Genomic DNA, 26779 nt, shown 5'->3' with positions numbered 1-26779 from the left:
ACCGGCGAGCGCGCCCGATGGAGCCCGCCCGCCATTCAGTTGCGCCATCGCACAACTTGGGAGGAAGCAAGTGTCGAAGGCTCGGGAGTATCATCCACGTCTCTTGGAAGCTGCATTGTTCTTTCATCCTCTCCCAACCCTGTAGCATTCTCCAGTCGGCTGGCGTTTTTTGGGAATGCACGACGGAAAATCCCACCTGAACTGGACGTAAGAATTTGTCACTGTTATTGGTATTACCTTTAACCACAAGTGACACTCGGTAGCAAGGCGTCCGCACAAGCAATCAAAGATGCGCGCCATTTTCTACCGGTGAGTGGTTAGTGGGCTGCTTATTACCCTCAAGTGGGAGACCTTTCATTTCGGGGATTAAACCGAGCGTCTAGCCCATAATGCCTAGGTCGGGCTTGAGCCCATATACATTTCTGCACGATCCTCGATACCAATTGCGCCAAAGACGTCCGACAGGTCCTCGATCAACGGCAAGTTTTCTCCTGATCCGACACCACGACCGCCAGATACGATCTAGGCAGAAGTGAGCTCCGGACGGTCGCTTTCCGCAAGAATGTCTTCCACACATTCAGTCAGACCACGGCCTATGCCTACTGCCCAATTCACTTAAATCGGCTTGTGGGAAAGAGGCATTTTTCCGGTTCGTCTTCCGCCTGATCAAACAGCAATGCCGGCTGACAAGACATGCTTGCTTTACACTGGGTCCCAACGATAGACGTCTCCCGTCACCTCGAGAGGTGAAAAGTCGGACTCAAACGCAGGAAAGACAGTATTCACGACCTCTGGTACCCGCCATCCTGGCGACCTGTGGAGGGTGCGAAAGGGGCGCATAGCATTGTACAGTGAAATTTCGTTTGCTCGAGAAGAGAACACCTGCCCGGATACTTTGGCCGCATCCTTAGAAAGCAGTGCAGCAACCAAGACGGCAACTTTGGATGCCTCCATGGTTTTGATGCGTTCCATCCGGGCCTCGTCGTCTTTCGTATTTACTGGGATTGAACCAGTCATACGGCTGAAAGCGAATGGAGCCACACAGTTAGACGTCACATTGTAACGACCCATTTCAATGGCGATGCTGGTGGACAATCCAATGATTCCCATTTTCGCAGCGGAATAATTTGCTTGCCCCACCGAACCGATAAGACCAGATGTCGAGGTCATGTGAACCATGCGGCCGTAATCTTGCGCCCTGAATTGTTCGGCCGCGGCTCTAGAAACGTTAAACGTCCCTTTCAAATGAGTGGAGACTACGGCGTCGAAATCTTGCTCTTGCATCTTGTGGAATATCGAATCCCGCAGGATACCCGCATTGTTGACAATACCGTCCAAGCGCCCAAATCGATCCACCGCCTGGCTGACCATAGCGTGCGCAGAGTTCCAATCAGAAACCGAGTCGAAATTCGCCACCGCGATCCCGCCGAGCTCCTCAATCTCTCCAACGACTTTTTCCGCCGCGGTTCGGTCATTTCCTTTTCCGTCAAGGCTGGCGCCAATGTCGTTTACAACAACACTTGCACCTTCTTTGGCGGCCATGATTGCAATTTCTCGGCCAAGCCCCTGACCTGCGCCGGTGACCAGAATAACTTGGGAATTTAGCATTTTCATTTTTGGTAAGACCTTTTATACCTTTAATGGTTCATAGCTGTTTGTGGTCGATGATGCAATCCCGCTGCGACCACGATCTTCGGTCGTGTCACAGTCTTTGAGAAGGAGCTCGCTTTTGGCGCTGAATTATGAAGCTACACTAAACTATCCGTTTCCGGATCTGGAATGCCATTACACTGAACGCGACAGCATTTTGTATGCGCTCGGCCTTGGAATTGGCGTAGATCCAGAGGACAATGAAGCGCTGCGCTTCGTCTACGAGGGCCATGAACGATTTTCCACGATGCCCACTCAAGTGGTTGCTATCGGAATGCGCTCAAACTGGGCGACCGACCCTTCCACAGGCGTGACCTACTCAAAGATGGTTCATGCCGGTCAACGCATCGAGATGCATCGCACGCTGCCAACATCAGGGACTGTGATTTGCTCTCAACGAATAGTTAGTGTTGTCGACAAGGGCGTAAACCGGGGCGCATTGGTACTTAACGAGCGAAAGCTTGCTGAAAAAAGTACTGGTGAAAACATCGCAACCATAACATCAACAACTCTCGCTCGAGCAGATGGTGGATTTGGTAAGCAGTCTGATGAACTTCCGAACCCTGCCAGGCTCCCTGACCGAGAACCCGACAACGTCCTTGAAATATCAACACAAACTAATCAGGCTTTGATCTATCGCTTGTCTGGAGATTGGAATCCGTTGCATGCGGATCCGGCAGTTGCGTCCGCGGCCGGGTTTCGCGCACCAATACTCCATGGCCTCTGCAGCTACGGACTTTCGGCTTTTGGGATTTTAAAAACCTATTGCGGCTTAGACGGCTCAAAACTCATATCGCATGAAGCCCGCTTTTCCAGCCCGGTTTTTCCAGGTGACACTGTTCGGATCGATAGTTGGCAAGATGGAAACACCATCGCATTCCGAGCCCTTGCCAATGATCGCGTAGTTCTCAACAATGGGCGTATTGTTGTTTCGGATTAACGGAAGGGCAAAGCAGTTCGGGGTCGCGCCGCTTCCTGCCGCCGCTTAACCGCGAACATCCTCCGCCGCCTTCTGGACCGCTCGAACGATTTTGTCATAACCAGTACAGCGGCACAGATTTCCGGCTAGCCAAAACCTTATTTCCGTCTCGGTCGGATTGGGGTTTCGATCAAGCAGATCTCGCGCGGCAATCAGGAATCCAGGTGTGCAAAATCCGCATTGCAGTGCCGCTTCCTCCAAAAAGCGCCGTTGCACCGGATGCAGATTGTCGCCGTCAGCCATTCCCTCGATTGTTTCGATAGCTCTATCCTGCGCCTCGGGCGCAAGCATCAGACAGGAACACACCACACGGCCGTCCACTCTAACGGAGCACGCCCCACAATCGCCTGATCCGCAACCCTCTTTCGTGCCGGTAAGCCGGAGATTGTCCCGCAAAGCAGAAAGTAAGGTCTGATCCGCCTCGGCTAGAAACTCGGTTGTGTCACCGTTGATTGACGTGGTTATGTGCATTTTCGACATTTTAATCCATCCCAACTTGTCGCTTGGCACGCTGAGTAGCTATCGCAATCGAACGCTTTATGAGGACCCCAACAGTGTGGACCCTGAATTCGGCTGTACCGCGCTTGTCGTCGATCGGATTGCAAGCGTTTCGTGCAGCCAACACCGCTGCTTCAATGGCTTCTTCTTCCAAACGAGAGCCTATAAGGGCGTCGGCAGCTTCCGTGCAAAAAACAACCGTCGGCGCGATTGCTCCGAGCGCAATACGAGCCTCCCTGACATGACCGGATTCACCAAATGCCAAGAATACCCCAGTTCCTACCACAGCAATATCCATCTCCGTTCGTGGGATGAAACGCAAATAAGCATCACCGGAGTTTGGAGGTTTAGGCGGCAGGTTCACGGCGATGACGAATTCATTCTTCTCCAAATTTGTTCTACCAGGGGCGGCAGGAACATCGTGCGCGGCAACATCACGGAACCCATTTGATCCAGCGACGGTTACAGTGGCACCGGCGGCAACCATGCCGGGTACTGCATCACCAGCTGGAGACGCATTGCACAAGTTCCCAACAGGGGTCGCCCGCCCCTGCACCTGCATTGATCCGATGAGATCAGTCGCTTCCACAAATCCCGGCCAGTCTCGCTTAAGTTCCACATGTTCGTTCAGTTCAGCGCCCGGCACAGCAGCGCCAATTTTCCAACCGCCGTCAGCAGTTTGCACGACACCGCAAAGTTCGGGTATTCGCTTAATATCAACAACGTGGCTTGGTGACCGCATGCCAGACGTCATTTGAACAATCAAATCCGTGCCTCCCGCCATGACTCGAGCATCGTCATCGCTTTCCAGTAGCTTGAGCGCCGATTCTATTGTTTCGGGTGCGGAATACTGCATGTAACCATTTCCCTCACACACATGATGGTAACAAAGACCGCGTTCACATTGCTGCTTTGCCCGCTGCGATTTCTTTGGCGAGCTTGGGCGGCGAAATCGGAAGCGAAGTCATTCGCCGATCAACGGCGTCCGCAACGGCATTGGCAACGCTAGCCATCGCCGTAACCATTCCGGCCTCTGCGACGCCTTTCACCCCGAATGGATGATCTGGGTTCGGCACTTCGACCACAATGGGGTCAATCATCGGCAGATCGGACGCTACCGGCATCCGATAATCCAAGAATCCGTGGTTCTGCAGCCGGCCATCAGGACCATAGATGTATTCTTCCGAAAGCGCCCAGCCAATTCCTTGAACTACCGCTCCCTGCATCTGCCCTTCAACGTAGGACGGATGGATCGCCACCCCGGCATCTTGCGCGACGGTAAAACGGATAATCTTTACGTGCCCTGTCTCGGGATCAACTTCAACATCGCAAAGCGCCGCAGAGAACCCTGGGGCGTGCCCAGTTGCATTGAGCGCACCGGAACTGCCAATTGGTCCGCCGGTTTCCGTTGCCCTTGCTGCCAAATCGCCAAGAGTTAAAGGATCAAAATCCCCCACATTTGAAGATGACGGGTGCGCCGCCCCTTCTCTCCAGTCTACTGCGTCCACATCGACATCCCAGATTTTTGCGGCCCTGGCGCGTAGGTCAGCGATCACTGTTTCACACGCTGCGACCACCGCTTTTCCGGTCGCAAAGGTCACGCGCGAACCACCGGTAACGTGAGTAAAGGGAACCGACGTCGTATCGTTGACGGCGCTACGAACCCGATCATAGGAGATACCAAGTGTTTCAGCCGTCATTTGAGCCATAGAGGCACGAGAGCCTCCTATGTCGGGGCTACCGGTAGCGATATTAACGGTGCCATCTGCATTTACATAGACCGTCGCACCGGATTCTCCTCCAGCGTTTGGCCAGTAACCGGCAGCAAACCCGCGCCCTTGATTGGGCCCTAACTCGGTCGCATATTGCGGATGCCTTTCAGTCGCCTCCAGTAGCTGCAGATATCCCTCGTGGTTTAATTGTCGGCCACCGAGCAGTTCTGCCCCGACTTGCACAGCGTTCATCTTTCGAAATGCGATCGGGTCCAAACCCAACTTTTTGCAGACTATGTCAACCGTACTCTCAAACGCAAAGTTCGACTGCGGAGACCCGGGCGCACGGTAAGCAGCAACTTTCGGACGATTTGCGACTACGTCCCATCCTGTCAGTCGGACATTGGGAATCGTGTAAGGCGCAACGCAACACAGGACGCCGTTGACAAACGGAGACCCCGGGAAGGCGCCGGCTTCATAATACATTTCAACTTCAGCGGCGACCAGCGTGCCATTCTTTTTTGCTCCAAGTTTAATCCGCGCTTTTGTACCGGCTGCCGGTCCAGAGGCCTTGAACACTTCTGAGCGAGTCATTTTCATTCTGACCGGAAATCCCGACATCTTGGAAAGCATCATCGCCAACGGCTCAAGATACACGACCGTCTTGCCACCAAAGCCGCCGCCAATCTCTGCCGGAATAGCTCTGATGTCAGTCAATCGCATCCCGGTCAAAGTGGCCGTTAAGGCCCGCATCTGGAAGTGGCCCTGGCTCGATGTATAAAGATCGGCTTGACCGTCCGGATGATAGTGGGCCAGACAAGCATGAGGCTCGATATACCCTTGATGAACCGGCTTGGTCTCATAGCTCCGCTCCACGATAAGATCAGCCGAACTCCAAGCCGTATCGATCTGTCCTTTCTCGTAATTCGCGCGCCTGGCTATGTTTGTAGGTTTCTCAGGTGCCGGTTCGACGCCGCGCGTGATCATATCCTCAAACAAAAGCACTGCATCTGGTGCCAATGCTTCATCCAGTGTCGTTACGTGTGGGAGGATCTCGTACTCGACCGCGATCGCCTGCAATGCTGCGGACGCCGTTTTTTCGTCAACGGCGGCCACTGCAGCAACCGCATGCCCTTCATACAGTACTTTTTCTCTTGCTATCACGTTGCGCGTAACGTGCCACATGTTGCGCTCGAGCACCGCTGGACCGGTGTAGGCAAATGGTTGATCTGGAAAATCAGACCCCGTGACGATCGCCTTTACACCGGCGATTTTCTTTGCATTGGATGTGTCAACAGAAATCAGACGCGCGTGAGGATGCGGCGATCTCAAGATTTTGCCGACTAATGTCCCCGGCAATGTAAAGTCATCGCCGAATCGTGCGGAACCAGTTACTTTTTCAACACCATCGGGTCGAATAGGGCGGGTTCCAATCTCCTTATAGTAAGGTCTACCTTCCGGCGTTTTTACCCGTTCATTCATTGCCTTTGCCTCTCAATAAACCCAGATCCAAATATTGCGCGAAGCGCCTTAGCTCGATCACGCGCTCATACGGTTGAATTACGCTGCGGAGTGAGTTGTCCGATGTTGGTCTTGCTTCGACATGCCAAAACTGCCGTCAACAACAAGCATCGCGTCTGCCACCGAAACACCTTCGCCCATTGGGTGCACGATCACCGGATTGAGATCAATCTCCGCAATATGATCGCGAAAATCATCGGCGAGCTTAGCGAGGCGAACCATCATTTCAACCAGCGCGTCAAGATCGGCATGAGTCGTACCGCGTGCGCCCGACAAGAGCGGAAATCCTTTTAAACGACGCAACATTCTGCGCGCTTCGTTTCGGCTCAAAGGTACAGGAGCAAACGCCACGTCATTGAGGATCTCTACAAAAATCCCGCCCAAACCAACCATCAACATCGGCCCGAATGTCTCATCTCGGGAGATGCCGAGTATCATTTCGACGCCGTCGGGCATCATTGGTTGAACAAGGACACCAGCAATCTTAGCATCGGGATCATACTTTTTGGCGTTCGCCACAATGTCACTATAGGCTTTAGCTGCGGCACCCGGACCTTTGATATTTAGCTTTAGCGCCCCGGCATCCGATTTGTGCAGAATACTGGGTGATTGGACCTTAAGAGCAATCGGGACATCCAGCGAAGCCTGCGCTTCAGCTGCAGATTCGGGCGAATCGACCAGGAGATCTGCTGCTTCGCAGATATTGTAACTTGCAAGGATCGGTCTTGATTGGAACTCGGGTAAGGCACCGCTCATTCCCACCAGCAGCGACGCCGCACTGGTCTTGTCGCAACCGGGCAGTGACGGCTCAACTGGACAGCTGAGGTAGGATGTCCGGAACGCGTGGTAATCAGCCATTTCCCGCATCGTTCGCGTGCAGTTTCGCAGGTCTGTGAATAGCGGCAGACCGACTTCTCCATACATTTCTTGTATATGCGGAAACGGTACCGTGTACGTCCACACGAGAACCGGTTTTTGCAGTTCAGCTGAGATTTCCGTAAGCCTCTCAGCATCGAGCTCAAATGTCAGCGTATCGCGCGTCGATGCAACAAAAAGGACAGCATCAATTTCGCTGGAAGGCATGACTCGCTCTATCAGGCCCGAATAGCGCACCAGACGAAGGCCCTGTGCGGTGGCGTCAACCGGATTTTGCGAAGTTCCATAATCGGGTATTACCCGATCCAATGACCTTCGGGTTTCAACATCAAGTTCAGGTACGACAAGGCCAGCTCCGGACGCAGCATCTGCCATAAGGCCGCCGCCACCACCTGAACCGGTTAAGATTGCCACCCGGTTCCCTGCAGGGAGGCAATTCCCGAAATGACAAAAGCCGTTGGCGATGTCGGCCATTTCACCAATATCGTCAGCTTCGATGATACCGTATTTTCGAAAAACCGCCTGTGTGCCACTATATCCTCCAGCCAAAGCCGCAGTATGCGACTCAGCTGCGCGCTGCCCTGCTTCGGACTTGCCGATTTTTGAAACGATTATCGGCACCCCCATCTTAAGCGCCTTGTCCGCTGCTCGAATAAATGTCTGGGGGTCCTTGATGTCTTCCATCAAAACAAGGATCGCGCTGGTTTCTCCCCGATCTAGAACATATTCTATCAGTTCAGACAGGTTCACGCCGGCTTCATTGCCGGTCGTTAGAATGTAGCTGGCAGCCATCTCCTTTAAGCGGGTGTGCACAAAATACCCGTTTCCGATGCCACCAGATTGCGAAATTATGGCCACCCTACCTGATCGGCCGGATGCGGGCACAATGGCATAATTCGGCTTGTCATAAGGTTTTGCAAAAGTAGCAAACAGGCCATTGAGTGTGTTCACAAATCCCTGGCAATTGGGGCCAGCCAGATTGATTCTGTTTAGCCTGCAGATCCGTTCGATAGCCTTTTGGCGTTCTGCCGCTCCATCTTCTTTGGACTCAGCAAATCCCGACGAGACAACCAGTATAGATTTCACACCAACAGTCGCACAGTTTCTGACTTCATCGACGACGTACTGAGCCGGTGTCGCGATAATCGCCAGGTCAACATCGCTGGGTACTTCCAGAATAGACCGGTATGTTTTTCGCCCAGAAATCTCATGGTTACTCCGCGAAATTAGAAAAATTTCCCCGTCATAGCCGTGTTGCAAAAGGACGCTGGTCAACCGGCCGCGGATGCCCGCCTTTGCATTGTTTTCCTCGGGCGAAGCGCCGATCAATGCCACGGACTTGGGCCACAAGTAAGTATCGAGGTTCTGCATCTTTCTACCTGGATTTTCGTTTCCGCGTTTGGATTCAGCGAAGGCCCAGTGCCCTAGCAATGATCCCGCGAAGTATTTCAGTTGCACCACCCTGAATGGTTAGCTTCGGGGCAATTAACGTTGCATCCCGCAAGGCATGTTCGAATTTTTGGTAAGTAGCCGTTGACCGGTCTACGAAAGCTGCTAGCTCACGCGCTTTTTCCGGCAGTTCCTGTTCCCAGATCGTACCCAGGTTCTTCACAATGGAGCCCTGTAAGGTGGGCTCTGCGCCGTTGGCAAGCATCCCACTGACTGATACCGACATACGCCGTAGCGTATGCAACTGCGCAACCAATCGTCCAATACCCTCGGCCTCTCTGGCAGCCGGTGACGAACCCAATACCTCTACCAACGCAAACAAGACAAACACTGTTTCTAAGAAACGATCGGGCCCTGCCCGCTCATAGGCAAGTTCACTTGTTGCCTGCTTCCATGCCTCGTTTTCGATTCCGATCAGCCGGTCTTCCGGCAAGAACACGTCGTCAAACACGACCTCATTAAACGAGTGCTTGTCCGATAGATCGACGATCGGATTAACGGAGATTCCCGGCAATGAAAGATCAACGAGAAACTGGCTCAGCCCGTGTCGCCTATCGGTTTCCGTAGCATCGGCAGTTCGAAATAGCCCAATCATGTACTGGCATTCGTGGGCATAAGACGTCCAGATTTTCGTGCCGCGGACAACGTAGCCACCTTCGACGCGTTTTGCGCGCGCACTTGCCGCAAAAAGATCCGAGCCCGAGTTAGGCTCAGACATGCCGATACAAAACGATACGTCACCAGAGACAATTTTGGGGATTATTTCACGCTTGATCGCTTCGTTCGCGTACTTCAGCAAGATAGGCCCACTTTGCCGGTCTGCCGTAGAAAAGGAGGTTGCAGGAGCCTGAGCAACAATCATCTCCTCCTGCAATACGTAGCGTTCAAGGAAGGTCTTGCCGCCACCACCATACTCTGTCGGCCAGGTTATCCCGATCCAGCCATGGCGCCCCACCCGGCGCGCAAAATCCCTATCAATTTTCCTGACTGTCGATCGGTCCGACGGATCCCAGGTGCCATTAGACACCTCTTGCGCCAAAAATGAGCGAACCTCCTTTCGAAGTTCGTCGCATTCTGGCGGTAGCCTAACCGGGTCAAAACTCAGATTCAAAAACAATTTCTACTGTCCATGTGTGCAAACGGTGAGCCAACCCACCCCAAAACCGAACCCCACCCAGCGCGATTCTTTGCCATCGATATGATACCAAGCACAATTTACCGGCCTTAATATCGGTAAGACCAAATGCCACAGTCAATCCACGGTTGGTCCATCGCTGAGAGCGAATGAGAATTGAGCATCACAAAGGTCATGAGCGCGCACCAACCAAGGTCTAACCAAAAATACCCACGTGTCAAGAATTTTGGTCTTACCTTTTACGTATTCAATCACATCTTTATAACTGATCGCATTCCGTCGCCATTGCGAAGCAGATCAAACGCTTCGTTAATGTCTACCAGCGCGAATTCGCGGGTCACCATCTCGTCGAGTTTTAGCCGCCCCTGACGATAGAATTCGATGTATTGTGGGATGTCGAGTTTGAAGTGATTGGAACCCATTGAACTGCCGGTCAGGACTTTTTCCCGCCGAAGTTGAGCGGCATCGACCGCGACTTTGGCTCCTTTCTTTGCTACACCAAGCATGATTGCCGTGCCGCCGTCCTTCAAACAGTGAAAAGCATCAGCCGCCACAAACTCCGAACCGGTAGCCTCAAAGGCAAAGTCAACGCCACCACCAGACAGTTGTTTGACCGAGTCGACCGAGTTTACCTCTTTTGCATTCACGACATCGGTAGCACCAAATGCGGTCGCCTGCTGTAAGCGAGCGGAGTTGATATCGACTGCAATGATTTGCAGCGCGCCAGCTATGAAAGATCCCTGCAGCGCAGACATTCCAATTCCACCAAGGCCAAATACCGCTACTTTCGCACCGGGAAACACTTTTGCGCGGTTGAAAACCGCTCCCATGCCGGTAATGACACCACAACCAATCAATGACGCCCGATCAAGTGGCATATCGTCACGAATTGTCGTGACGCTGTTTTCGTGCATCAACATAAACTCAGCGTATCCGCCGATTCCTGCCTGTTGATACAAGCGCTGGTCACCACGCCGAATTCGGGGCGGCTGCTCCAAGGTGCGATTGGGTTTGTTGATGCAAAGGTTTGTGCGTCCGGTCAGACAAAACTCGCATTTGCCACAGAACGACGAGTTACAGGCAACCACGTGATCGCCGACTTTCACATCGGTCACTTTTGCTCCAACTTCGATGACAACGCCGGCAGCTTCGTGCCCCAGAACGGTAGGGCCATGCATTGGTGGCCCGGCATAGTCGTCTTTCGGGGTGTCCACTCGGCTGACATCGCTGTGACAAACACCACAATATGCGGTTTTAACCAGGACCTCATTGTCCATCGGCGCGTCTATTTCGACATCTTCCACGATTAGCTGTGTTTGCGGCTCGTTGAGCACCGCTGCTTTCATTTTCATCCGACTGCAGGCTCTTCTTGGCTAGCTTCAAAGCAAGAATACGCCTTTCCCCATTTGTTGTTTGTCAAACAATGCATACGCATCAACCGCGTCCTCTAGTCGAAATGTGTGGGTGAAAAGCGCCTCCAGATTGATTTCGCGATCCGCGACTAGATCCATGCATTCCCGGAGCATGTTTCGGGAAAACGTCAGTGAACCAACGATACTCACTTGGTTCAAAATGATGTCATTCACATCGATCGTCATTTCGCCGTGAACACCGACAAAACAAGCAGTTCCCCAAGGCTTGAGGCATCGGACAGACTGCCTGCGGGCCTCTGAATTTGAGCTGCATTCCATACTCCGATCGACCCCGAAACCGCGGGTCAGGTCTCGGATGGCCTTGTCGGCCTCCATATTGGAGGGATTTAGAACATGATCTGCCCCAAATGCTCGAGCCATGGACAAACGTTCTTCAGAAACATCCAGCGCGATAACGGTAGCGCCCATTACTTTTGCTAGGAGCGTCGCGCTCAAACCGACCGGGCCTTGCCCAAACACGGCAAGGGATTCCCCGGCCAGAAGCCCAGACCGCTTTATTGCACCAAAGGCAGTGCCTGTGCCGCAGGCTATTGCCGCGCCGCATTTAAAGCTCAACTCATCGCTGAGTTTTACAACATTCTCCATTGGCACTTTGACATAGTGGGCTTGAGCGCCGTCGGCATGAAAACCCATTGCAATATGTTGATTTGTGCAGTTCTGCGGCCAGCCTTCGTCGCAGTACCGACAGCTGTTACATCCAAATCCCATATGCGCGATGGCACGGTCACCGACTTTTATCCGATTTGGGTCGACATAGGCACCAACAGCCACGACCACGCCACTGGCCTCATGACCGGCAATAACAAGTTTGTCAGCTGCCTGACGGCGGTATGCATGCAAGTCTGAACCGCACATGCCGCTAGCTTTGAGTTCAATGACTGCTTCTCTTGGACCTGGAATAGGATCCGGGAACTCACGAAGCTCAAGTTCACGATTGCCAAGGAAGACAATTCCTTTCATTCGTCGAACCTCCTTTCTGGGCTGCAGTGACCGAGCGTTATGCGGCGATCTGCTTGATAAACCGCTCACGGTGCCAATCAGCGGTGCCAAGAAATACCTCGCTGCTTTTGGCGCGCCGGAACCAAAGGTGGGTGTCGTTTTCCCAGGTAAACCCGATCCCACCATAGAACTGAACGGTCTCTAATGCGGCGCTCATGTAAGCTTCAGAAGCCGCAGCTTTGGCAATCGAGGCCAGCTCGGAGATATTCTCATCGCCGTCATCGACGGCGGTAGCCGCGCAACGTGCGGCAGCTTTTGCCAGTTCTATGTCGACAAAAAGATCTGCTGCCCGATGTTTGAGCGCCTGAAACGAACCAATTGGCCGCCCGAATTGAAATCTCACCTTTGAATATTCTATTGCAGACTCCAAAAGCCGTTCAGCGCCCCCCACCATCTCTGCGCATAAGCAGATCGTCGCCTGGTCCAGTGCATCGTCGACCAAATCCCCGACATCACCCGCGCGACTAATCTTCGTGGCTTGGGTGTTGTTGAACCGCACTCGGGACATCCGGCGAGTGCGGTCAATTCCTTGCATTTCCAACCGTGACAATGATTGGTCCCGGCTGGACACCTTGAAGATGCCAATCTCTCCTTTGGCTGCACAGCGCGCAATGACAATGAGGAAATCGGCACCAAGCCCATCAACAACGAACAGTTTTTCGCCATTCAAGCGCCAATGGTCGCCGTCATCGGTTGCGACCATGGTTACGTCGGCAGCCCGCCATCGATCGCATGTCTCTGCGATCGCCAACGCCGCCAGTTTGTTGCCCTTGACCAATTCCGGTAGCAGCAGTTTTTTCATTTCATCGGTCGCGCCGTTTGAAATCACAAGTGAAGCCAGAACCGTCGAACCGAAAAATGGGCCGCAATAAAGCGCCCTGCCCATCTCTTCCGCCAGGATCGCTAGCTCCGTCAGTCCAAATCCATGACCTCCATAGGCCTCCGGGACACAGGTCGCAGGAACCTCGAACTCGGCACATAGCTGTTGCCACACATCCCTGTCCCATCCCAACTCAGTCAAGGACGCGCTTCGAATTCGCGAACTGCTCGAATGCACTTCCAGAAACCGGTGAATCATTTCTCGAAATGCGTTCTGCTCCTCAGTCAACACGTACTGCATTTCAAACTCCGTCTTTATCGCTTTATGTGAGGGGATCGCGGGATCGAGAGGCTGTGTTTTGTCCCAGACGGCGTTCCCGGTAGACCACGAAAACACCCGATCCAACAATCAGCATGGCACCCACAAAAGTGAGCGAATCGGGCCAATCACCAAAGACAATGAACCCGGCAAAGATGGCCCAGAGCAGTCCCGTATACCGGAACATAGCGACAAATGTAATTTGCCCGTATCGCATGGCGAGGATCAAGAAGAGGTATACAGCGAGCAGCGAAATCGCCGCCACGAAGATCAGACCGATCTGAGTAACGCTCACGGGGTCCCAGGCCGTGAATGCCGACGCGATCCCGGAACAAACCGCAACCATCAGCGTCGCATATGCAGCCACGGTCAATGAGTTGATATCGGGTCTTACAAAGCGGGTGCCGAGATCGCGAACTACAGAAAAGCCAACAGCACACAGCACAAGTAACGCAGGTAATCCAAAACCTTCCGAACCAGGTTTAACAATTAGTAGGACACCAAATAATCCAACCAGAATCGCACTTATGCGTCGCCAGCCGAGACGTTCACCTAGGAAAAAGAACGCACAAAGGGACATCACCAAGGGTAGTATCTGCACGATGGCGCGGGCATTTGCCAAAGGGATGCTGATTATCGCCGCCAGATATGCAAAAGAAGCGCCAACGTCACCCAAGCTGCGAATGAAGAGAATCGCATTTGTACGTACATCAGCAGGGAACTGAATAGGTCCGATTACGTAGCTAAGTGGTATTAGTAGAACACAACCCATAATGGATCGGATGAACAGCATTTGAAACAATGGGATCTGCGAGCCGATCGTTTTTTGTATTGCTTCAGCGGCGGTCAAAACCGCCATCGCGCTCATCATGAAAAGCGCACCCTTATTATTATCGGATAACATTAACTGAGGCTTTCGATAGTACATTAAATTATTGATTACAAAGCATTTTTTGGGACGCCCTTAAATGGACGGTCAACATCATTTCTCGGTTCCTTTGGCATGCCAAGAACACGCTCAGCCAGGATATTTTTTTGGATTTCATCGGTGCCCCCGGCCAACGAATTGGCAGGTGTCGAAAGAAAAATCTCCGCGACTGTGCCGTTCAATTCCGAATCTACGCCATCGAGCATGGCGTCAGCTCCAGATATGATCGTGTGTACCCGAGCGCATTCCCTTGAAACGCGGGCACCGGCTAATTTACCGACAGAACCTTCCGGTCCGGGCGTTCCGCCCGCCTCAATGGCCGCCCTGGCACGTTGCGACGCCATTTCCCGGCATCGTTGCAGCACAAACAGTCGTGCTATTTCCTGACGCAGGGCCGCGTCACCAAACTTGCCACGCTCAATTGCTCTAGGAAGCAGCAAATCGATCCTGCCCTCCCTTTGCGGATACCAACTGTGTGGCGCTAGTGCGACCGCGATTTCTTCGGCTTCCTCGACGTAGATCTGTTCTTGCCTGTCAAATCCGGTGTGTTTCTTGCTTGCGACATCGAAGTTGCGGCGCTCATTCAACAATGTCGTGGTCGCTACCCGCCAACCATCGCCTTCATCCTCCAAACGGTCGTTCTCGTTGACCACTGCATTGTCGAAAAAGACTTCATTGAAAGAAGCGTGCCCATTCATTTGCCTTAAGGGTCGAACCTCGATCCCGGGCTGGCGCATATCGATTAAGAAGAAACTCAAGCCCTGATGTTTTGGGACATCCATATCGGTACGGGCAAGCAAAATACCCCAATCTGAAATATGGGCCATCGAGGTCCATACTTTCTGACCATTGACGATGTACCGGTCACCATCGCGAACAGCGCGGGTCATCGCCCCAGCCAGGTCAGAACCGCTGCCCGGCTCGCTGAACAGTTGGCACCATGTTTCCGCGCCCGTTAACATGGGACGCAAGAACCGCTTTTTATGGGCGTCGGTTCCATGGGCTAGAATTGTCTGTGCAGCGAGACGATTGGCGCCTTTCCTTGTGACACCGACAACTTGCGCATTGAAGAACTCTTCTTCAACAATGCTGTTCATGGTGGCTGGCAAGCCTTTGCCATACCATCTTGCCGGCCAGCTCGGTGCCCCCCAACCTGAATCCGCCAGAAGCTCCCGCCATTCGGAAAGGCTTAATTTGACGTTCCAGTTTAGAGCGATCCAATCTCTTACATCGTCGCGAACCTGTTGCTCGGTTGCCAAAGAAACCGTCTCGGTCATCGTCTCTTACACCTTTTCATCATGCGTTCCGTTCGCGGTCTTCGATAATCATGTGCGCGCACTTCTCACCGATCATCATACAGGGCAGGCCCGTATTGCCGGAAGTTATCGTCGGCATGATTGAGGCATCGGCAACACGTAATCCATGCACCCCATGGACCCGCAACCGCTCATCGACGACCGCGTCGCGGTCTTGGCCCATTTTGCATGTGCCAACGGGGTGATAGGTGGTCTGGCCGGTTTCAAGAATGAACTGCAGGATCTCGTCATCGCTCTCAACTTGGCGACCCGGCTGCAACTCCGCGCCCAGGATTGAAGCGATCGGGTTGGTCTCCGTCAGTTGGCGAACTTTCTTAAAGCAAGCGATTGCACCCAATTTGTCGTTCTCGGTTTCCAAGAAACGCTCCCGGATGGCTGGTGGCTGCTTCGGATCAGGCGATGTAACATGGATGCTGCCGCGCGTTTCTGGTCGCAGAACATGCGTGAAAAAGCTCGCACCGGGGACCTTTGATATCTTACGGCCACCCTCAAAATTCTCGACCATGAACGGTGCAATCACCATAAGGCCATCTGGTCGGGTCAGATCTTCCCGGGTTCTGAAAAAGGCGCGCATAGCGCCAAAAGACTGTGCTAGGAAACCACGTCTGAACAAAACATAGCGCAACACTTCGCGATACTTGCGCCAACCATGCATCAGCTCACTGGCTGATTGGCCAGACTGGGTGATCTGGTATTTCATCGTGGGCGTGAAATGATCGCTGAGATTCTCGCCAACACCAGGCAGATGGCTTATGACATCAATTCCTAAGTCATATAGACGTTCCGCGTCGCCAATCCCGGAATGCTCCAATAGCTTTGGACTGTTGACGGCACCGCCACAAACGACGACTTCATTCCGGGCCAGTACCTTCCTTTCGTGGGAGCCTTGCATGTACAGGACGCCAATGCATCTGCCGGCTTCAAATAACAGCCTCGTTGCTTCGGCGCCTTTCTTGATTTCCAAGTTATTGTGACGTGTGGCTGGATCTAAATAGCGATTGGCCGTGCTCTCGCGCACGCCTTTATAAGATGCTGCTTGCGCAATAGTCGCGCCCTCTTGGTCAGCGCCGTTATAGTCACGATTTCCCGGTATCCCAGCGACGCGCGCAGTCTCCAGAAACAGGTCATAAAATGGCGTGATCTTCTGACCACTGGTAACCCGAATAGGGCCGACATGGCCGCGTAGCTTTGGATCGCCGACCGGATAGCTCTCGATCTTCTTAAAGAAGGGCAGTACATCCTGAAATGCCCAACCCAAGTTCCCGATCTGTGCCCAATGATCGTAGTCCTCGTGTTGACCGCGAACCCAGGTCATTCCGTTGATGGCACTGGTGCCACCAAGTATTTTCCCCCGTGGAATGTTCAAAGCACGATTTGCCGGGCCGGTCGACGCATCCGATTTGTAGCACCAGTTCACCCTGGGATCGTCGATCATAAAGGAAACCGTAGCCGGTATTTTGGTCCAAATGTAACCGGATCCGCGGGCGCCAGCCTCAAGGCAAACCACCGAGTACTTGGAAGATGCACTTAATCGGGAGGCAACGATACCGCCCGCCGAACCTGAGCCAACAACGACATAGTCAAAGGTCTCTGTTGATGATGTCATTTGAAGCGGCACCCCACCGTAGCGCCCGATGGTGCCACTGCAGCTGCGTTGAAAAAATTGGGGCCAGATAAATCCGGCCCCAATAATTTGGGAGGATGTTTTTTGTTTTTTAGTTTGGGTATTCCAAGACCTACCTCTCCCAAGGATAGCCCTTTTCGTCTCTTTCCATACGGTATTTTTCCATCAGTTCGGCATGAAGCGCCTCAAACTCAGCAACTGCTTCCGCAGACGTGGCTTCAGCCAGTTTTTCACGCCACTCTTGCAGGTAGACATCATTGTAAGGACGCAAGCGGTCGAATTCCTCAGCGCTCATTTCCACCACATTCATGGTGTGCCCATCAATTCCCGCTTGAACCTGCTCAAGCACCTCGGTGGCCTGCTCGTTCACACTTTTTGCCAGGCGATCTCTGTATTCGGCACTGACCTCTTCGATCACCTCTTGGATATCGGCCGGAAGGGAGTTCCAATATTCAAGGTTGACCACACCCCCGTATGTGTACGGAGTATAGATGTTCCAAGCCACAACATTGTCGGTGATTTCATACAGTTTGTAGGACGTGATAAACGCCGATGCAAAAACGTTGCAATCGACAACACCGCGGTCAAGAGCCACATAAGTCTCACTGGTGGAAATGACCTGGGATGCAGCGCCAACGCCGGACAACAGCGCGTTCACCGCGCCAGAAGCCCCGATTTTGAGCCCTTGCAGCTCTTCGACCGTGGTCGGTGCGACGTCCTTACATACCAGTTGCATCGGACCGCCGGTATTGTGCAGCAATACCTTTATCCCGTTGTTCTCAAGCTCGTTGGCAAATAGCTCACTTTCGGTCGCAAGATCTGTCCAAGCACGTATACCAACCCATGTATCGGGTTCATTCATTGCGCCCGTTGCACGACCCCAAACCGGAAACTCGGCGGGATGAAAGGCTGCGATGACAGTTCCCATCTCCGCAACGCCACCCTTGACACCTTGCCAGATGTCCTTTGTTTTCATGAGTGATCCAGACCAGAAAAACTCAATCTCAACACGCCCGTCAGTGCGTTTGTTGATCTCGTCTGCCCAACGAACCAGTTCAGCTGCCCTTGGGCCCCGGTTTGCCCCGAAGTCCGCGTAACTGATCCGAAACTCAGCTTCCGCGCTCGCTGGCGCTGTGATTGCGATGGAACCGACAGCCACAGCGGCAGCGACGGCAAATTGCATTAACTTCATGGATTCTCCTCCTCTGACAAACATTCGGCACTTAGTGAAACCGCACCTCGCAATCGAGACGCCCAAACACTTGTCTAACTAGATGATTGCCACGCCCTATGTGGAGCGTTTTATCTTTGTATGGCGATTGGTCTGTCCTTTTTCCTATTCACAAAAGCCATATAGGCGGACTTTTAAGAACCGGTCAAGTGCAAGACTGTGAAAGCTACCCTAAAAAAAAAGTGCACCAAACGGTTCGCGCGATGCGGAAAACCGCTTCGCGCGTTGCAACAATGTTGTTCCGAAGGTTGGAAAAGTCTTGAGAGCAAGCGGGCCAGATTGGCTCAGTTGCTCGATTTCTCGTCGCGACCGGAAGCCAGCCGAAGTTCTTCCGCCATAGAGGCGTACAGATCCTGCACAGAAAGAAGGTTTTGGGTTGTTTCTGCGATGGCTTCCTCAACGTTGCCATTGCGCAGATGCATCAGCAGTCTTTGCCGCGATTCGAAAGTCGAACGTGTCGATTCAGGACCCAAGCGGCGAGCAAAAAACATGAACACATCCGTGAGGCTTCGCATGATCATGACCAGAACAGGGTTGCCTGTCGCCTCAGCCATCAGATTGTGAAACTCGATGTTCAATCGCGTTTTGGCTTCGTAATCGTGAGCCAGGAACGACCTTTCGGCCTGCACAACGTTCTCTTCAAGCCTGTCAATGTCCTCGGGCGAAGCGCGTTCGCAGACAACGCGAACAACTACTTGCTCGATCCAAATTCTGGCTTCAATCATCGACTCCAGCGAAATGTTTCCAACGCGGAGCAAGTCGGACATATTGTCGACCAGGAGCTGCTGATTGCCCTGGGTAATAAACGCACCGCCTTTTACACCTTTCTTCATCTGCAAAATGCCGGCCATTTCCAAGACGCGGTAAGCCTCGCGAACAGCCGGTCGGCTAACATTGAATTGTTCCGCCAATATACGCTCGGAAGGCAGTTTATCTCCGGGTCGCAGCTCTTGGGAAATCAGTGACTCGCGAATTCGGTCCGCGATTATTTCAAACGTGCGTTGTCGTGTAATCGGCTCGTAGCTTGGCTTAGGTGCGGTATCCGTCATCTCCATCCCTATCGATCATGATCCAGTTTGAATCTCCAAAATGGCCCACCTGGTTTGCTCATGATTCTCAGCTGCTAACCCTGCTTTAAGCCAGCATATGCTGTCAAGATCAGTGACGGTTGCTGCTTGTTTGACTGCTCCATTTCAACGCAAAACTGACCAATCGCCAACTCCACATAGTTAATGGTTTGACCATTTGCGCTTATTTGTTTATTCAGGACGGCAATGTGCTCTGCTAGGGAGGCTGCGAGTGCGAGCGGCAAAACAGCTTAAGAAACTACCTATGGCAGTTGCCACCTTGGCTACCGCGGTGATGGTGGTGCATGTCGCAGCAGACACACTTTCCCGACAGCTGTTAAATTCACCCCTGCCAGGCACGATTGAGATTGTAAGCCACTTTTACATGACGGCCATTGTTTTTCTTGGTTTTGCGGAAGTGCAACGCCGCCGGGAACATGCGACTGTCGAGATATCATCTCACATTTTCAACAGTCGCAAGACACAAGCCGCGATACAATTTTTTGCCGGTTCGGTTTCCCTTTTGCTCGTTGCATTGCTCTGCTTTGCAAGTTCGGAAATTGCGATCGAACAGACACAGCGCGGTGAGGCGGTTCCGGTCATGACGACGTACCTTGTCGTTTGGCCGACGCGATGGTTCGTCGTTGTTGGCTTTGCGACTTTCGCATTTGTGTTGGCCGGTCAGCTCTTGCGACCCTCTTCCACCCCGCCGCATCAATAAAAACAAAGGCACTTCAAGAAGATGGCACCCTTTGAGATAGGCCTGCTCGGCGTTGGAACTCTTTTGCTTCTGATGTTTCTTCGCATACCGATTGCACTATCGCTCACAGCCGTATCTTTCATTGGCATTTTCTGGATTCGTGGCGAGCAGGCAGCGTTCGGGGCACTGGCATCGATCCCGTATGACTTCACCGCGCACTGGACTTTGTCGGCAATTCCAATGTTCTTGTTGATGGGCGGTATCGCATCGCACTCTGGTCTGACTGCGGGCCTTTTCGACGCTGCGCGGGCGTGGCTTGGCCGACTGCCGGGGGGTTTGGCAGTCGCCACCAATTTTGCGGGCGCGGGGTTCGCTGCCGCATCGGGATCAAGTCTAGCGACCACGGCGGCAATGGGCCGGATTGCCGTTCCAGAGATGCTGCGGTTGGGGTACAATCCCAGTCTGGCAACTGGCGTCGCAGCAGCGGTCGGAACCCTGGGCGCCATCATACCGCCTAGCATACTCATTGTCTTATATGCCGTATTTGCGCAGGCACCGGTCGGAAAGCTCCTTATCGGCGGTATCCTGCCAGGTTTTTTAACGGCCCTTTGTTATGCGGTGATGATTGTCGTCCGATCCTCGCTCAATCCCAGTCTGGCACCGCCTGTACACGAGACCTATAGCCTTAGAGAGAGGCTTTCCCTGGTTGTGACGATTTGGCCACTGCCGATCCTCGTTATCGGCGTAATTGGAAGCATTTACAGCGGCCTGGCCAGTGCGACCGAGGCGGCAGCTCTTGGTGCATTGATCGCAACGCTTGTTGCCGCAGTGCAAGGGCGCTTTTCCTGGTCGGTGTTGTCAAACAGCCTACGCGATGCAGTGACCGGCACGGCGATGATCTTCTTGATTGCGATCGGCGCTTCGCTTTTTACGCGTTTCCTTGCTTTCACAGGCATCCCCTTTCAGCTTACCGAATATGTCGTCGGGTTGAGCCTCGATGTTTCGACGATCCTGATAATGACCGGGCTTGTCTACCTTGTTCTTGGCATGTTCTTGGACCCCTTGGGTGTTATGCTACTAACACTTCCAATACTTCTACCAATACTTGACGCTTTGGATGTCAGCTTGATCTGGGTGGGTATTTTGCTCGTCAAATACATGGAGATTGGCATGCTTACGCCGCCGGTTGGCCTCAACGTGTTTGTCCTGAAGGGGGTTGTGGGAAATTCGATCAGCTTGGGCACGATCTATAAAGGTGTCGCTTGGTTCCTGTTGGCCGAGCTCATCGTCGTCTCTCTGCTGATCTTGTTTCCGCAAATTACGCTCTTTTTGCCGAGCGTGATGAGCGACTGATTCACAAAAAAATGGAGGAGAAAACCAATGACTTCTATAATCAGCCGATTTGGCCTTGCTGCGACGATGCTCGCCGGTTCTGTGCTTTCCGTCGGAGCCGAGACGATCACCTACGGCGCCTACGGATCGACAAAATCCGTGCTTGTCCGCGAAGGCATCATTCCGTTTCTGGAAGCTGCTAAGGAGAAAAGCAGCAATGAAATTGACTACCAACTCATGGCCGGCGGTGCAGTTGTTGGCACCAAAACGACACTTGCTGGGATCAGAGATGGTATTGTTGATGGGGGCATGGTCTCGACCATCTACTATCCAACCGACTTGCCTGTCCTGAACACTATCGCTTCACTCAGTGTTTTAGGTGGTGATCCGCGTGTCGCGGCAGCGGCATTTACCGAAACAGTGCTCTTAAATTGCGAGGGCTGTCTTGCTGAGCTTGCATCCTGGAATGTGCAGTTTCTCGGCGGCTACTCGACAGCACCTTACAGCTTCTTATGTGTTGATCCGCTGACAACCCTTTCTGACCTCAACGGCAAACGAATTCGCTCAACCGCCGCGCTGTCCGGAATTGCGACAGCGGTCGGGGGCGTGCCTGTGAATATGACCATAAGTGAGGTTTATGAAGGCCTTCAACGGGGCCAGATCGATTGCACGCTCGGCTCGCCAGGTTGGCTGGTGACCCGCTCATTTGGAGATGTGGCCAAGAATGTTCTGCTGACCGCATCGGGCGCTACGTTTGGTGGCCCAATGCTGAATCTGAGAAAGGACATGTGGGAAGACCTTACCGATACGCAGCGCGCCGTCCTGCTGGATGCCGCTCCAATAGGTGTCGCAAAGGCTGCATTTGCTTACCGGAACGAATCCGAAAAAGTAATCAACGATGCCGAAACACTGGGATTCAACGTCACCCAACCTGGGCAGGAAGTTCGCGACGTCATCGATGCGCATATTGAAGCAGAAACACAACGGGTCGTTGCAGCGGCATCTGAAGCCGGTGTGGCTGACGCCGATGCGATCGTCGGCGCATTCATCGAAAACTTGGCCAAGTGGGAGACAATTGTCGACGAGTTGGGCGATGACATCGATGCATACGAAGCTGCATTGCGCCGGGAAATCTACGGCAAGCTGTAAGGGTCCGGCAAGTAAAGCCCTGACCAATGACTGCGCAGAAGGCGACTTCGCTTCTGCGCGACCCACTGGAGTGTAATTAGCCTTCAAAGTACGAGATTTGCCGGTTTTTTAAGCCAATCTTTCTTATCATATTGTGGTGTCTTTAAAATGGTATTACCATTATAACGATACAGCTTATCGATCGGCAATCCGTAACAACCCACCGGCAGATAAGGAGGTGAGATTTGGATCAAGACTACCCATCCATTCGGTTCGCAATAAAAAACAAGCCATTAATCGAATGGGTTGCCGCCGGCTATGTACTGGTGACCGGTTTCGCCTTGTTTTTCCACACGGGTGCGATGCTGGTATTACCATTGGCGGCCTTATCGGCCGTTGCCGCGTTTGCCATCGTCCGCCTCCTAATCGAAATCGTCGCTCTCGTCGCCGATACAATGATGCCACGCTAAATGACCGACCTTACCGTAGATGCCGTCGTGATGGGTGCCGGTCTTGCCGGAATCACCTGCGCGTTAAGACTGGCCCAGGCTGGGAAGTCGGTCCTTGTTGCAGAAAAAGGCAAAGATGAACGTTATCCGTGCAACACGCGGATGTCCGGTGGTGTCTTCCATGTCTGCTTAACCGATATCCTCAGCGATCCGGCACTCTTGAAAGGCCGCATTCTGGAGGAGACCGGCTACTCAGCACGCGAAGACCTGGCTGAAGCAGTTGCAACCGATGCCATCCGCGCTGTGAGATGGTTACAAAACCAGGGGATTCGCTTTGTCAAAGGGAGCCCTGACCCATGGCACAATTTTGTACTCGCGCCGCCAGCAATAAACCGCATTGGTGGCAGCACGGAAGGGCGGTCCGGCGATGTCCTTTTAAGAACGCTTGAACGACAGCTGTTGGATCTGGGTGGGGAACTGCATAGAGGTCTCCATGGCCAGCAGCTAGTCGGAGATGCCGGTCGCTGCCTAGGCATGACGGCCCTTCAAGAAAATGGCCAATCGGTCACGATACTCGCCGGCGCTACCATAATCTGCGATGGCGGTTTCCAGTCAAACAGCGACCTGTTGCGCGAGAACATCTCGGCATTGCCCGAAAGATTGCTGCAAAGGAACTCCGGGCAAAGTGTCGGCGATGGACTAAAAATGGTTTCGGCATTTGGCGGCAAAGTGACCGACCTTAGCGGTTTCTATGGCCACCTGCAGTCAGCTCCAAGCGCTCAAGACAGTCGCTACTGGCCATACCCTTGGCTCGATTATCTCGCGCTGGCCGGAATCGTTGTGGATGCTTACGGCCGGCGTTTTTGCGACGAAGGGCTGGGCGGTGTGTCGATTGCCAATGCGGTAGCCAGGCAACCCGATCCGGATAAAGTTTGGGTGATCTTTGATCATAATATTTGGGAAGGTCCAGGCAGGGCACGCTTTATTCCCCCAAATCCCAATCTTTTGGATTTGGAGGGCGCGGTGATCCAAAGTGATACCTTGTCAGAGCTGGCCGACAGGATTGCTTTGCCGGCAGAAAATCTGTGCGAAACGGTAATCTCCCACAATAGCGCTATCGCTAAGAACGATGGCTCTTCTTTAACGCCATGCCGGAGTTTCACGCCCCAAAATCTTTGGCCGATTGAAGAAGCGCCGTATTTTGCGGCACCCATCATTGCCGGAATTACGCATACGATGGGTGGTATTGAAATCGACGCAAACAGCCAGGTGCTGTCGGCAACAAAAGACAGCATACCCATACCCGGCCTCTATGCGGCAGGTGCTTGCACCGGTGGTTTAGAAGGTGGCGAAAAGCCGGGCTATGTCGGCGGCTTGGTCAAGTCGGCGGTTACAGGGCTGCGCGCCTCCGAACAAATACTCAGGGACCCTCAACTTGTCTGATCCAAGCAAATTCAAACCGTTTTGGGAAATTGCGGGGCTTTGTTCTTCACTGACGATAAAGTCCTGCCCTGCAGATGTACGCGACCAGGCCAAGCTTTGTATTCTGGACACTGTTGGATGCATTGCCGCCGGTTCCCGCGATGACGATGCCCGCAGGCTCCTTGCCGCCGAATTAGGCGTCGCTGGCAATAAGCCAAGCCGCGCTTCGGTCATCGGGTCTTCGCGAAAAGTACCCACCGATGTCGCGGCGATAGTCAACGCCTATATGGGAGATGTCTTCGAACTCAATGACCTGATTGCCGGGCACGCTAGCATTGCAGTGGTGCCCACAGCGCTCGCACTCGGACAAGAGCAAGAAAGCGCCGGTACGGACGTACTTTCGGCCATAATCGCTGGGATAGAGGCGACCGCGCGAATTTACAATGCTTATTATCCAACCATGAAGTCCTATGAGGATGTAGGTGTGACGCCGCCGGGCATTCCGTCCACGATCGGTGTTGCCGCGGCCTGTGCAAAGCTACTGGGCGGCGATCGCGCTCAGGTCGCTGAAGCCATGGCCATTTCGGGTGCCCTCGCCGGTTGGTGCCCTGCGGAGGTGATTTTCGGAGAGGGCAGATCCACCAAGCCATTGTTGTTCGGTTCATGGCCCGGCAGCGTTGGATTACGCGCCGCCAGATATGCCATGGGCGGTCTGACTGGTCCGCCGGCCTTACTGGAGAGCCCCATTGGACTGTTTGCAACATTGGCACGCAGATTCGATTCTGCTGCTTTGACCGCCCAGACCTGGGCATTGACGGCACCGAGGCGGAAGTTCCATGCGTGTTGCGGATATATTCATTCTGCAATTGACGCCTCAATTGAACTCAGAAAATCTGGAATTGATCCGAACCTGATCATCAAAGCGCGTGTCTTCCTTCCGCCCTACATCATCGCCGGTGTAAAAAAGGACGAGCCACCATCTACCCCAATGGAAGCACGCTTCCACGCCGAATACTGCATTGCTCTAGCGCTTGGTGAGCATGATGTAATTCTGCCTGAACACACGGTAAGCGCGCGCGATATCGCTTCCGATCCCCGGTTTGAGCGTCTGATGAACTCAATCGAGATCAGGGAGGACCTCAAGCTGGACCATTACCATCAGTGCCGTGTCGAAATTGAACTTGTCGATGGCACAACCAGAAAGACGGCATGCAATGCGCCCAAGGGGTCTCCGAGCAATCCCCTGTCCGATGACGAAGTGATTACCAAGTTTTTGACCCTGGCTTCGGATATTGCGGAGGAAAGCGATCTTCGATTCCTGATCGGCCGGGTCAGTGAATTAGAGAGAATTACTGGTGGTTTGGACTTCATATTTGAGCCGTTCGAGCCAAGTTTCATCAATAATGAAAGGATCCCTCACCTTGCCACATAGGTTGCAAGATCAGGTAGCGATCGTGACCGGCGGCGGCGCCGGCATCGGTCAGGGTATCGCCAAAACACTGGCTGGCGCTGGTGCGAAAGTCGCGATCTGGGACCTTGACACAGCCGCTTCGAAAGAGACGGTCCATAAGATCGAAACCTTGGGTGGCAGAGCGGTCGCGTTTCAAGCCGACGTAACGAAAGCAGAGTCAATCGCTGATGCGGTGAACCAGACAGTTTCCGAATTGGGAGAGCCTCAAATCCTTGTCAACAACGCCGGTTTCTCACGCGACCGAAGTTTTTTGGAGATGTCTCAGGAGGATTGGGATTCCGTGCTCAATGTCTGTCTGACTTCCGTATTCCTCGTTTCGCAGGCCGTGGTGGCGCGGATGATCCCATCGTCCTACGGTCGCATCATAAACATCGCATCACGGGCAAGCCTGGGTGAGAGGAAAAAGGCAAACTATTCGGCGGCCAAGGCCGGCGTACTCGGACTGACGCGCGCAATGTCCATCGAACTGGCGCCACAGGGCATTACCGTCAATGCTGTCTCGCCTGGGCTCATCCGGACAGATCGGGTGATGAATATGCCCACATATGCCGACATTGATCGCCGGGCCAAAGAACACACGCCAATAAAGCGGCCAGGTGAAGTCAGCGATATAGCTGATTGCGTATTATTTCTTGCATCGCCTGAAACAGGATTCATCTCGGGCGAAGACATTAGAGTCACAGGGGGAAGATATTCTTCCGTATAATGCAATGAAATACGC

The 26779-nt window shown here is 53.2% G+C and carries 22 protein-coding genes; 8 read left to right on the top strand and 14 right to left on the bottom strand.

The features are described from left to right. Positions 1-702: 702 nt before the first annotated feature. Positions 703-1614: an SDR family NAD(P)-dependent oxidoreductase gene (locus OOZ53_RS24500; protein ID WP_271092415.1), complete on the bottom strand. Its 912-nt coding sequence runs from the start codon at positions 1612-1614 to the stop codon at positions 703-705. Between the two features lie 115 nt (positions 1615-1729). On the opposite strand from OOZ53_RS24500, the gene OOZ53_RS24495 reads away from it, so the two are divergent. After that, on the top strand, positions 1730-2590 hold the full coding sequence (locus OOZ53_RS24495; protein ID WP_271092414.1) for a MaoC family dehydratase: 861 nt from the start codon (positions 1730-1732) through the stop codon (positions 2588-2590). Positions 2591-2635: 45 nt separating this feature from the next. Here OOZ53_RS24495 and OOZ53_RS24490 read toward each other — a convergent pair whose 3' ends face one another. From OOZ53_RS24490 to OOZ53_RS24430, 13 genes are all read right to left on the bottom strand, one after another. Continuing rightward, complete coding sequence (locus OOZ53_RS24490) at positions 2636-3109, bottom strand: (2Fe-2S)-binding protein (protein ID WP_271092413.1); 474 nt, start codon at positions 3107-3109, stop codon at positions 2636-2638. A gap of 1 nt (position 3110) precedes the next feature. After that, positions 3111-3983 (bottom strand): FAD binding domain-containing protein, encoded by an 873-nt coding sequence (locus OOZ53_RS24485; protein ID WP_271092412.1) that lies wholly within the window; start codon positions 3981-3983, stop codon positions 3111-3113. A 43-nt stretch (positions 3984-4026) separates the two neighbouring features. Further along, the gene (locus OOZ53_RS24480) at positions 4027-6321 is read right to left on the bottom strand and encodes a xanthine dehydrogenase family protein molybdopterin-binding subunit (protein WP_271092411.1); all 2295 of its coding nucleotides are present in this window, start codon (positions 6319-6321) and stop codon (positions 4027-4029) included. A 78-nt stretch (positions 6322-6399) separates the two neighbouring features. Continuing rightward, positions 6400-8607: an acetate--CoA ligase family protein gene (locus OOZ53_RS24475; protein WP_271092410.1), complete on the bottom strand. Its 2208-nt coding sequence runs from the start codon at positions 8605-8607 to the stop codon at positions 6400-6402. Positions 8608-8641: 34 nt separating this feature from the next. Next, positions 8642-9802: an acyl-CoA dehydrogenase family protein gene (locus OOZ53_RS24470; protein WP_271092409.1), complete on the bottom strand. Its 1161-nt coding sequence runs from the start codon at positions 9800-9802 to the stop codon at positions 8642-8644. Positions 9803-10071: 269 nt separating this feature from the next. Continuing rightward, positions 10072-11166, bottom strand: coding sequence for a Zn-dependent alcohol dehydrogenase (locus OOZ53_RS24465; RefSeq protein ID WP_271092408.1), 1095 nt, complete (start codon positions 11164-11166; stop codon positions 10072-10074). Positions 11167-11199: 33 nt separating this feature from the next. Further along, on the bottom strand, positions 11200-12213 hold the full coding sequence (locus tag OOZ53_RS24460) for a zinc-dependent alcohol dehydrogenase family protein (protein WP_271092407.1): 1014 nt from the start codon (positions 12211-12213) through the stop codon (positions 11200-11202). Positions 12214-12250: 37 nt separating this feature from the next. Then, a complete protein-coding gene (locus OOZ53_RS24455) occupies positions 12251-13372 on the bottom strand; it encodes an acyl-CoA dehydrogenase family protein (protein WP_271092406.1) in 1122 nt (373 codons plus the stop codon). A 22-nt stretch (positions 13373-13394) separates the two neighbouring features. Continuing rightward, positions 13395-14294 carry a DMT family transporter gene (locus OOZ53_RS24450; protein ID WP_271092405.1) on the bottom strand — a complete coding sequence of 300 codons (900 nt, stop codon included), beginning with the start codon at positions 14292-14294 and terminating at the stop codon, positions 13395-13397. A gap of 35 nt (positions 14295-14329) precedes the next feature. Beyond that, positions 14330-15595 carry an acyl-CoA dehydrogenase family protein gene (locus tag OOZ53_RS24445; protein WP_271092404.1) on the bottom strand — a complete coding sequence of 422 codons (1266 nt, stop codon included), beginning with the start codon at positions 15593-15595 and terminating at the stop codon, positions 14330-14332. Positions 15596-15614: 19 nt separating this feature from the next. Then, positions 15615-17240, bottom strand: a complete 1626-nt coding sequence (locus OOZ53_RS24440) for a GMC family oxidoreductase (RefSeq protein ID WP_271092403.1) — start codon at positions 17238-17240, stop codon at positions 15615-15617. Between the two features lie 130 nt (positions 17241-17370). Beyond that, entirely contained in the window at positions 17371-18450 is a 1080-nt protein-coding gene (gene dctP, locus OOZ53_RS24435) for a TRAP transporter substrate-binding protein DctP (protein ID WP_271092402.1), read from the bottom strand. Positions 18451-18773: 323 nt separating this feature from the next. Beyond that, entirely contained in the window at positions 18774-19538 is a 765-nt protein-coding gene (locus tag OOZ53_RS24430; protein WP_271092401.1) for a FadR/GntR family transcriptional regulator, read from the bottom strand. Between the two features lie 283 nt (positions 19539-19821). Here OOZ53_RS24430 and OOZ53_RS24425 point away from each other — a divergent pair, with 283 nt between their 5' ends. From OOZ53_RS24425 to OOZ53_RS24395, 7 genes are all read left to right on the top strand, one after another. Next, positions 19822-20277 carry a TRAP transporter small permease gene (locus OOZ53_RS24425; protein ID WP_271092400.1) on the top strand — a complete coding sequence of 152 codons (456 nt, stop codon included), beginning with the start codon at positions 19822-19824 and terminating at the stop codon, positions 20275-20277. A gap of 21 nt (positions 20278-20298) precedes the next feature. Beyond that, positions 20299-21609 carry a TRAP transporter large permease gene (locus OOZ53_RS24420; protein ID WP_271092399.1) on the top strand — a complete coding sequence of 437 codons (1311 nt, stop codon included), beginning with the start codon at positions 20299-20301 and terminating at the stop codon, positions 21607-21609. A gap of 27 nt (positions 21610-21636) precedes the next feature. Next, positions 21637-22737 (top strand): C4-dicarboxylate TRAP transporter substrate-binding protein, encoded by a 1101-nt coding sequence (locus tag OOZ53_RS24415; RefSeq protein ID WP_271092398.1) that lies wholly within the window; start codon positions 21637-21639, stop codon positions 22735-22737. 224 nt (positions 22738-22961) lie between these two features. Continuing rightward, on the top strand, positions 22962-23186 hold the full coding sequence (locus OOZ53_RS24410) for a hypothetical protein (protein ID WP_271092397.1): 225 nt from the start codon (positions 22962-22964) through the stop codon (positions 23184-23186). Beyond that, positions 23187-24608 (top strand): FAD-dependent oxidoreductase, encoded by a 1422-nt coding sequence (locus tag OOZ53_RS24405; RefSeq protein WP_271092396.1) that lies wholly within the window; start codon positions 23187-23189, stop codon positions 24606-24608. After that, complete coding sequence (locus tag OOZ53_RS24400; protein WP_271092395.1) at positions 24601-26019, top strand: MmgE/PrpD family protein; 1419 nt, start codon at positions 24601-24603, stop codon at positions 26017-26019. The genes OOZ53_RS24405 and OOZ53_RS24400 overlap by 8 nt, the downstream gene beginning before the upstream one ends. Continuing rightward, positions 25961-26764, top strand: a complete 804-nt coding sequence (locus tag OOZ53_RS24395; protein ID WP_271092394.1) for an SDR family NAD(P)-dependent oxidoreductase — start codon at positions 25961-25963, stop codon at positions 26762-26764. Before OOZ53_RS24400 ends, OOZ53_RS24395 begins: the two co-directional genes overlap by 59 nt. Positions 26765-26779 lie beyond the last annotated feature (15 nt).

This window comes from Allohoeflea poritis, assembly GCF_027889715.1.
Lineage (GTDB): Bacteria > Pseudomonadota > Alphaproteobacteria > Rhizobiales > Rhizobiaceae > Hoeflea_A > Hoeflea_A poritis.
Note: the sequence above shows the minus strand (reverse complement) of the source record. Positions and strands in the feature narration are given on the sequence as shown.

What these genes read in the sequence shown, in the direction of transcription:
- OOZ53_RS24460 (WP_271092407.1), bottom strand. Translation starts at nt 12,213, where the DNA reads ATGAAAGGAATTGTCTTCCTTGGCAATCGTGAACTTGAGCTTCGTGAG.
- OOZ53_RS24450 (WP_271092405.1), bottom strand. Translation starts at nt 14,294, where the DNA reads ATGTTATCCGATAATAATAAGGGTGCGCTTTTCATGATGAGCGCGATG.
- OOZ53_RS24500 (WP_271092415.1), bottom strand. Translation starts at nt 1,614, where the DNA reads ATGAAAATGCTAAATTCCCAAGTTATTCTGGTCACCGGCGCAGGTCAG.
- OOZ53_RS24490 (WP_271092413.1), bottom strand. Translation starts at nt 3,109, where the DNA reads ATGTCGAAAATGCACATAACCACGTCAATCAACGGTGACACAACCGAG.
- OOZ53_RS24455 (WP_271092406.1), bottom strand. Translation starts at nt 13,372, where the DNA reads ATGCAGTACGTGTTGACTGAGGAGCAGAACGCATTTCGAGAAATGATT.
- OOZ53_RS24480 (WP_271092411.1), bottom strand. Translation starts at nt 6,321, where the DNA reads ATGAATGAACGGGTAAAAACGCCGGAAGGTAGACCTTACTATAAGGAG.
- OOZ53_RS24445 (WP_271092404.1), bottom strand. Translation starts at nt 15,595, where the DNA reads ATGACCGAGACGGTTTCTTTGGCAACCGAGCAACAGGTTCGCGACGAT.
- OOZ53_RS24485 (WP_271092412.1), bottom strand. Translation starts at nt 3,983, where the DNA reads ATGCAGTATTCCGCACCCGAAACAATAGAATCGGCGCTCAAGCTACTG.
- OOZ53_RS24420 (WP_271092399.1), top strand. Translation starts at nt 20,299, where the DNA reads ATGGCACCCTTTGAGATAGGCCTGCTCGGCGTTGGAACTCTTTTGCTT.
- OOZ53_RS24405 (WP_271092396.1), top strand. Translation starts at nt 23,187, where the DNA reads ATGACCGACCTTACCGTAGATGCCGTCGTGATGGGTGCCGGTCTTGCC.
- OOZ53_RS24425 (WP_271092400.1), top strand. Translation starts at nt 19,822, where the DNA reads ATGGCAGTTGCCACCTTGGCTACCGCGGTGATGGTGGTGCATGTCGCA.
- OOZ53_RS24430 (WP_271092401.1), bottom strand. Translation starts at nt 19,538, where the DNA reads ATGACGGATACCGCACCTAAGCCAAGCTACGAGCCGATTACACGACAA.
- OOZ53_RS24415 (WP_271092398.1), top strand. Translation starts at nt 21,637, where the DNA reads ATGACTTCTATAATCAGCCGATTTGGCCTTGCTGCGACGATGCTCGCC.
- OOZ53_RS24475 (WP_271092410.1), bottom strand. Translation starts at nt 8,607, where the DNA reads ATGCAGAACCTCGATACTTACTTGTGGCCCAAGTCCGTGGCATTGATC.
- OOZ53_RS24440 (WP_271092403.1), bottom strand. Translation starts at nt 17,240, where the DNA reads ATGACATCATCAACAGAGACCTTTGACTATGTCGTTGTTGGCTCAGGT.
- OOZ53_RS24465 (WP_271092408.1), bottom strand. Translation starts at nt 11,166, where the DNA reads ATGAAAGCAGCGGTGCTCAACGAGCCGCAAACACAGCTAATCGTGGAA.
- dctP (WP_271092402.1), bottom strand. Translation starts at nt 18,450, where the DNA reads ATGAAGTTAATGCAATTTGCCGTCGCTGCCGCTGTGGCTGTCGGTTCC.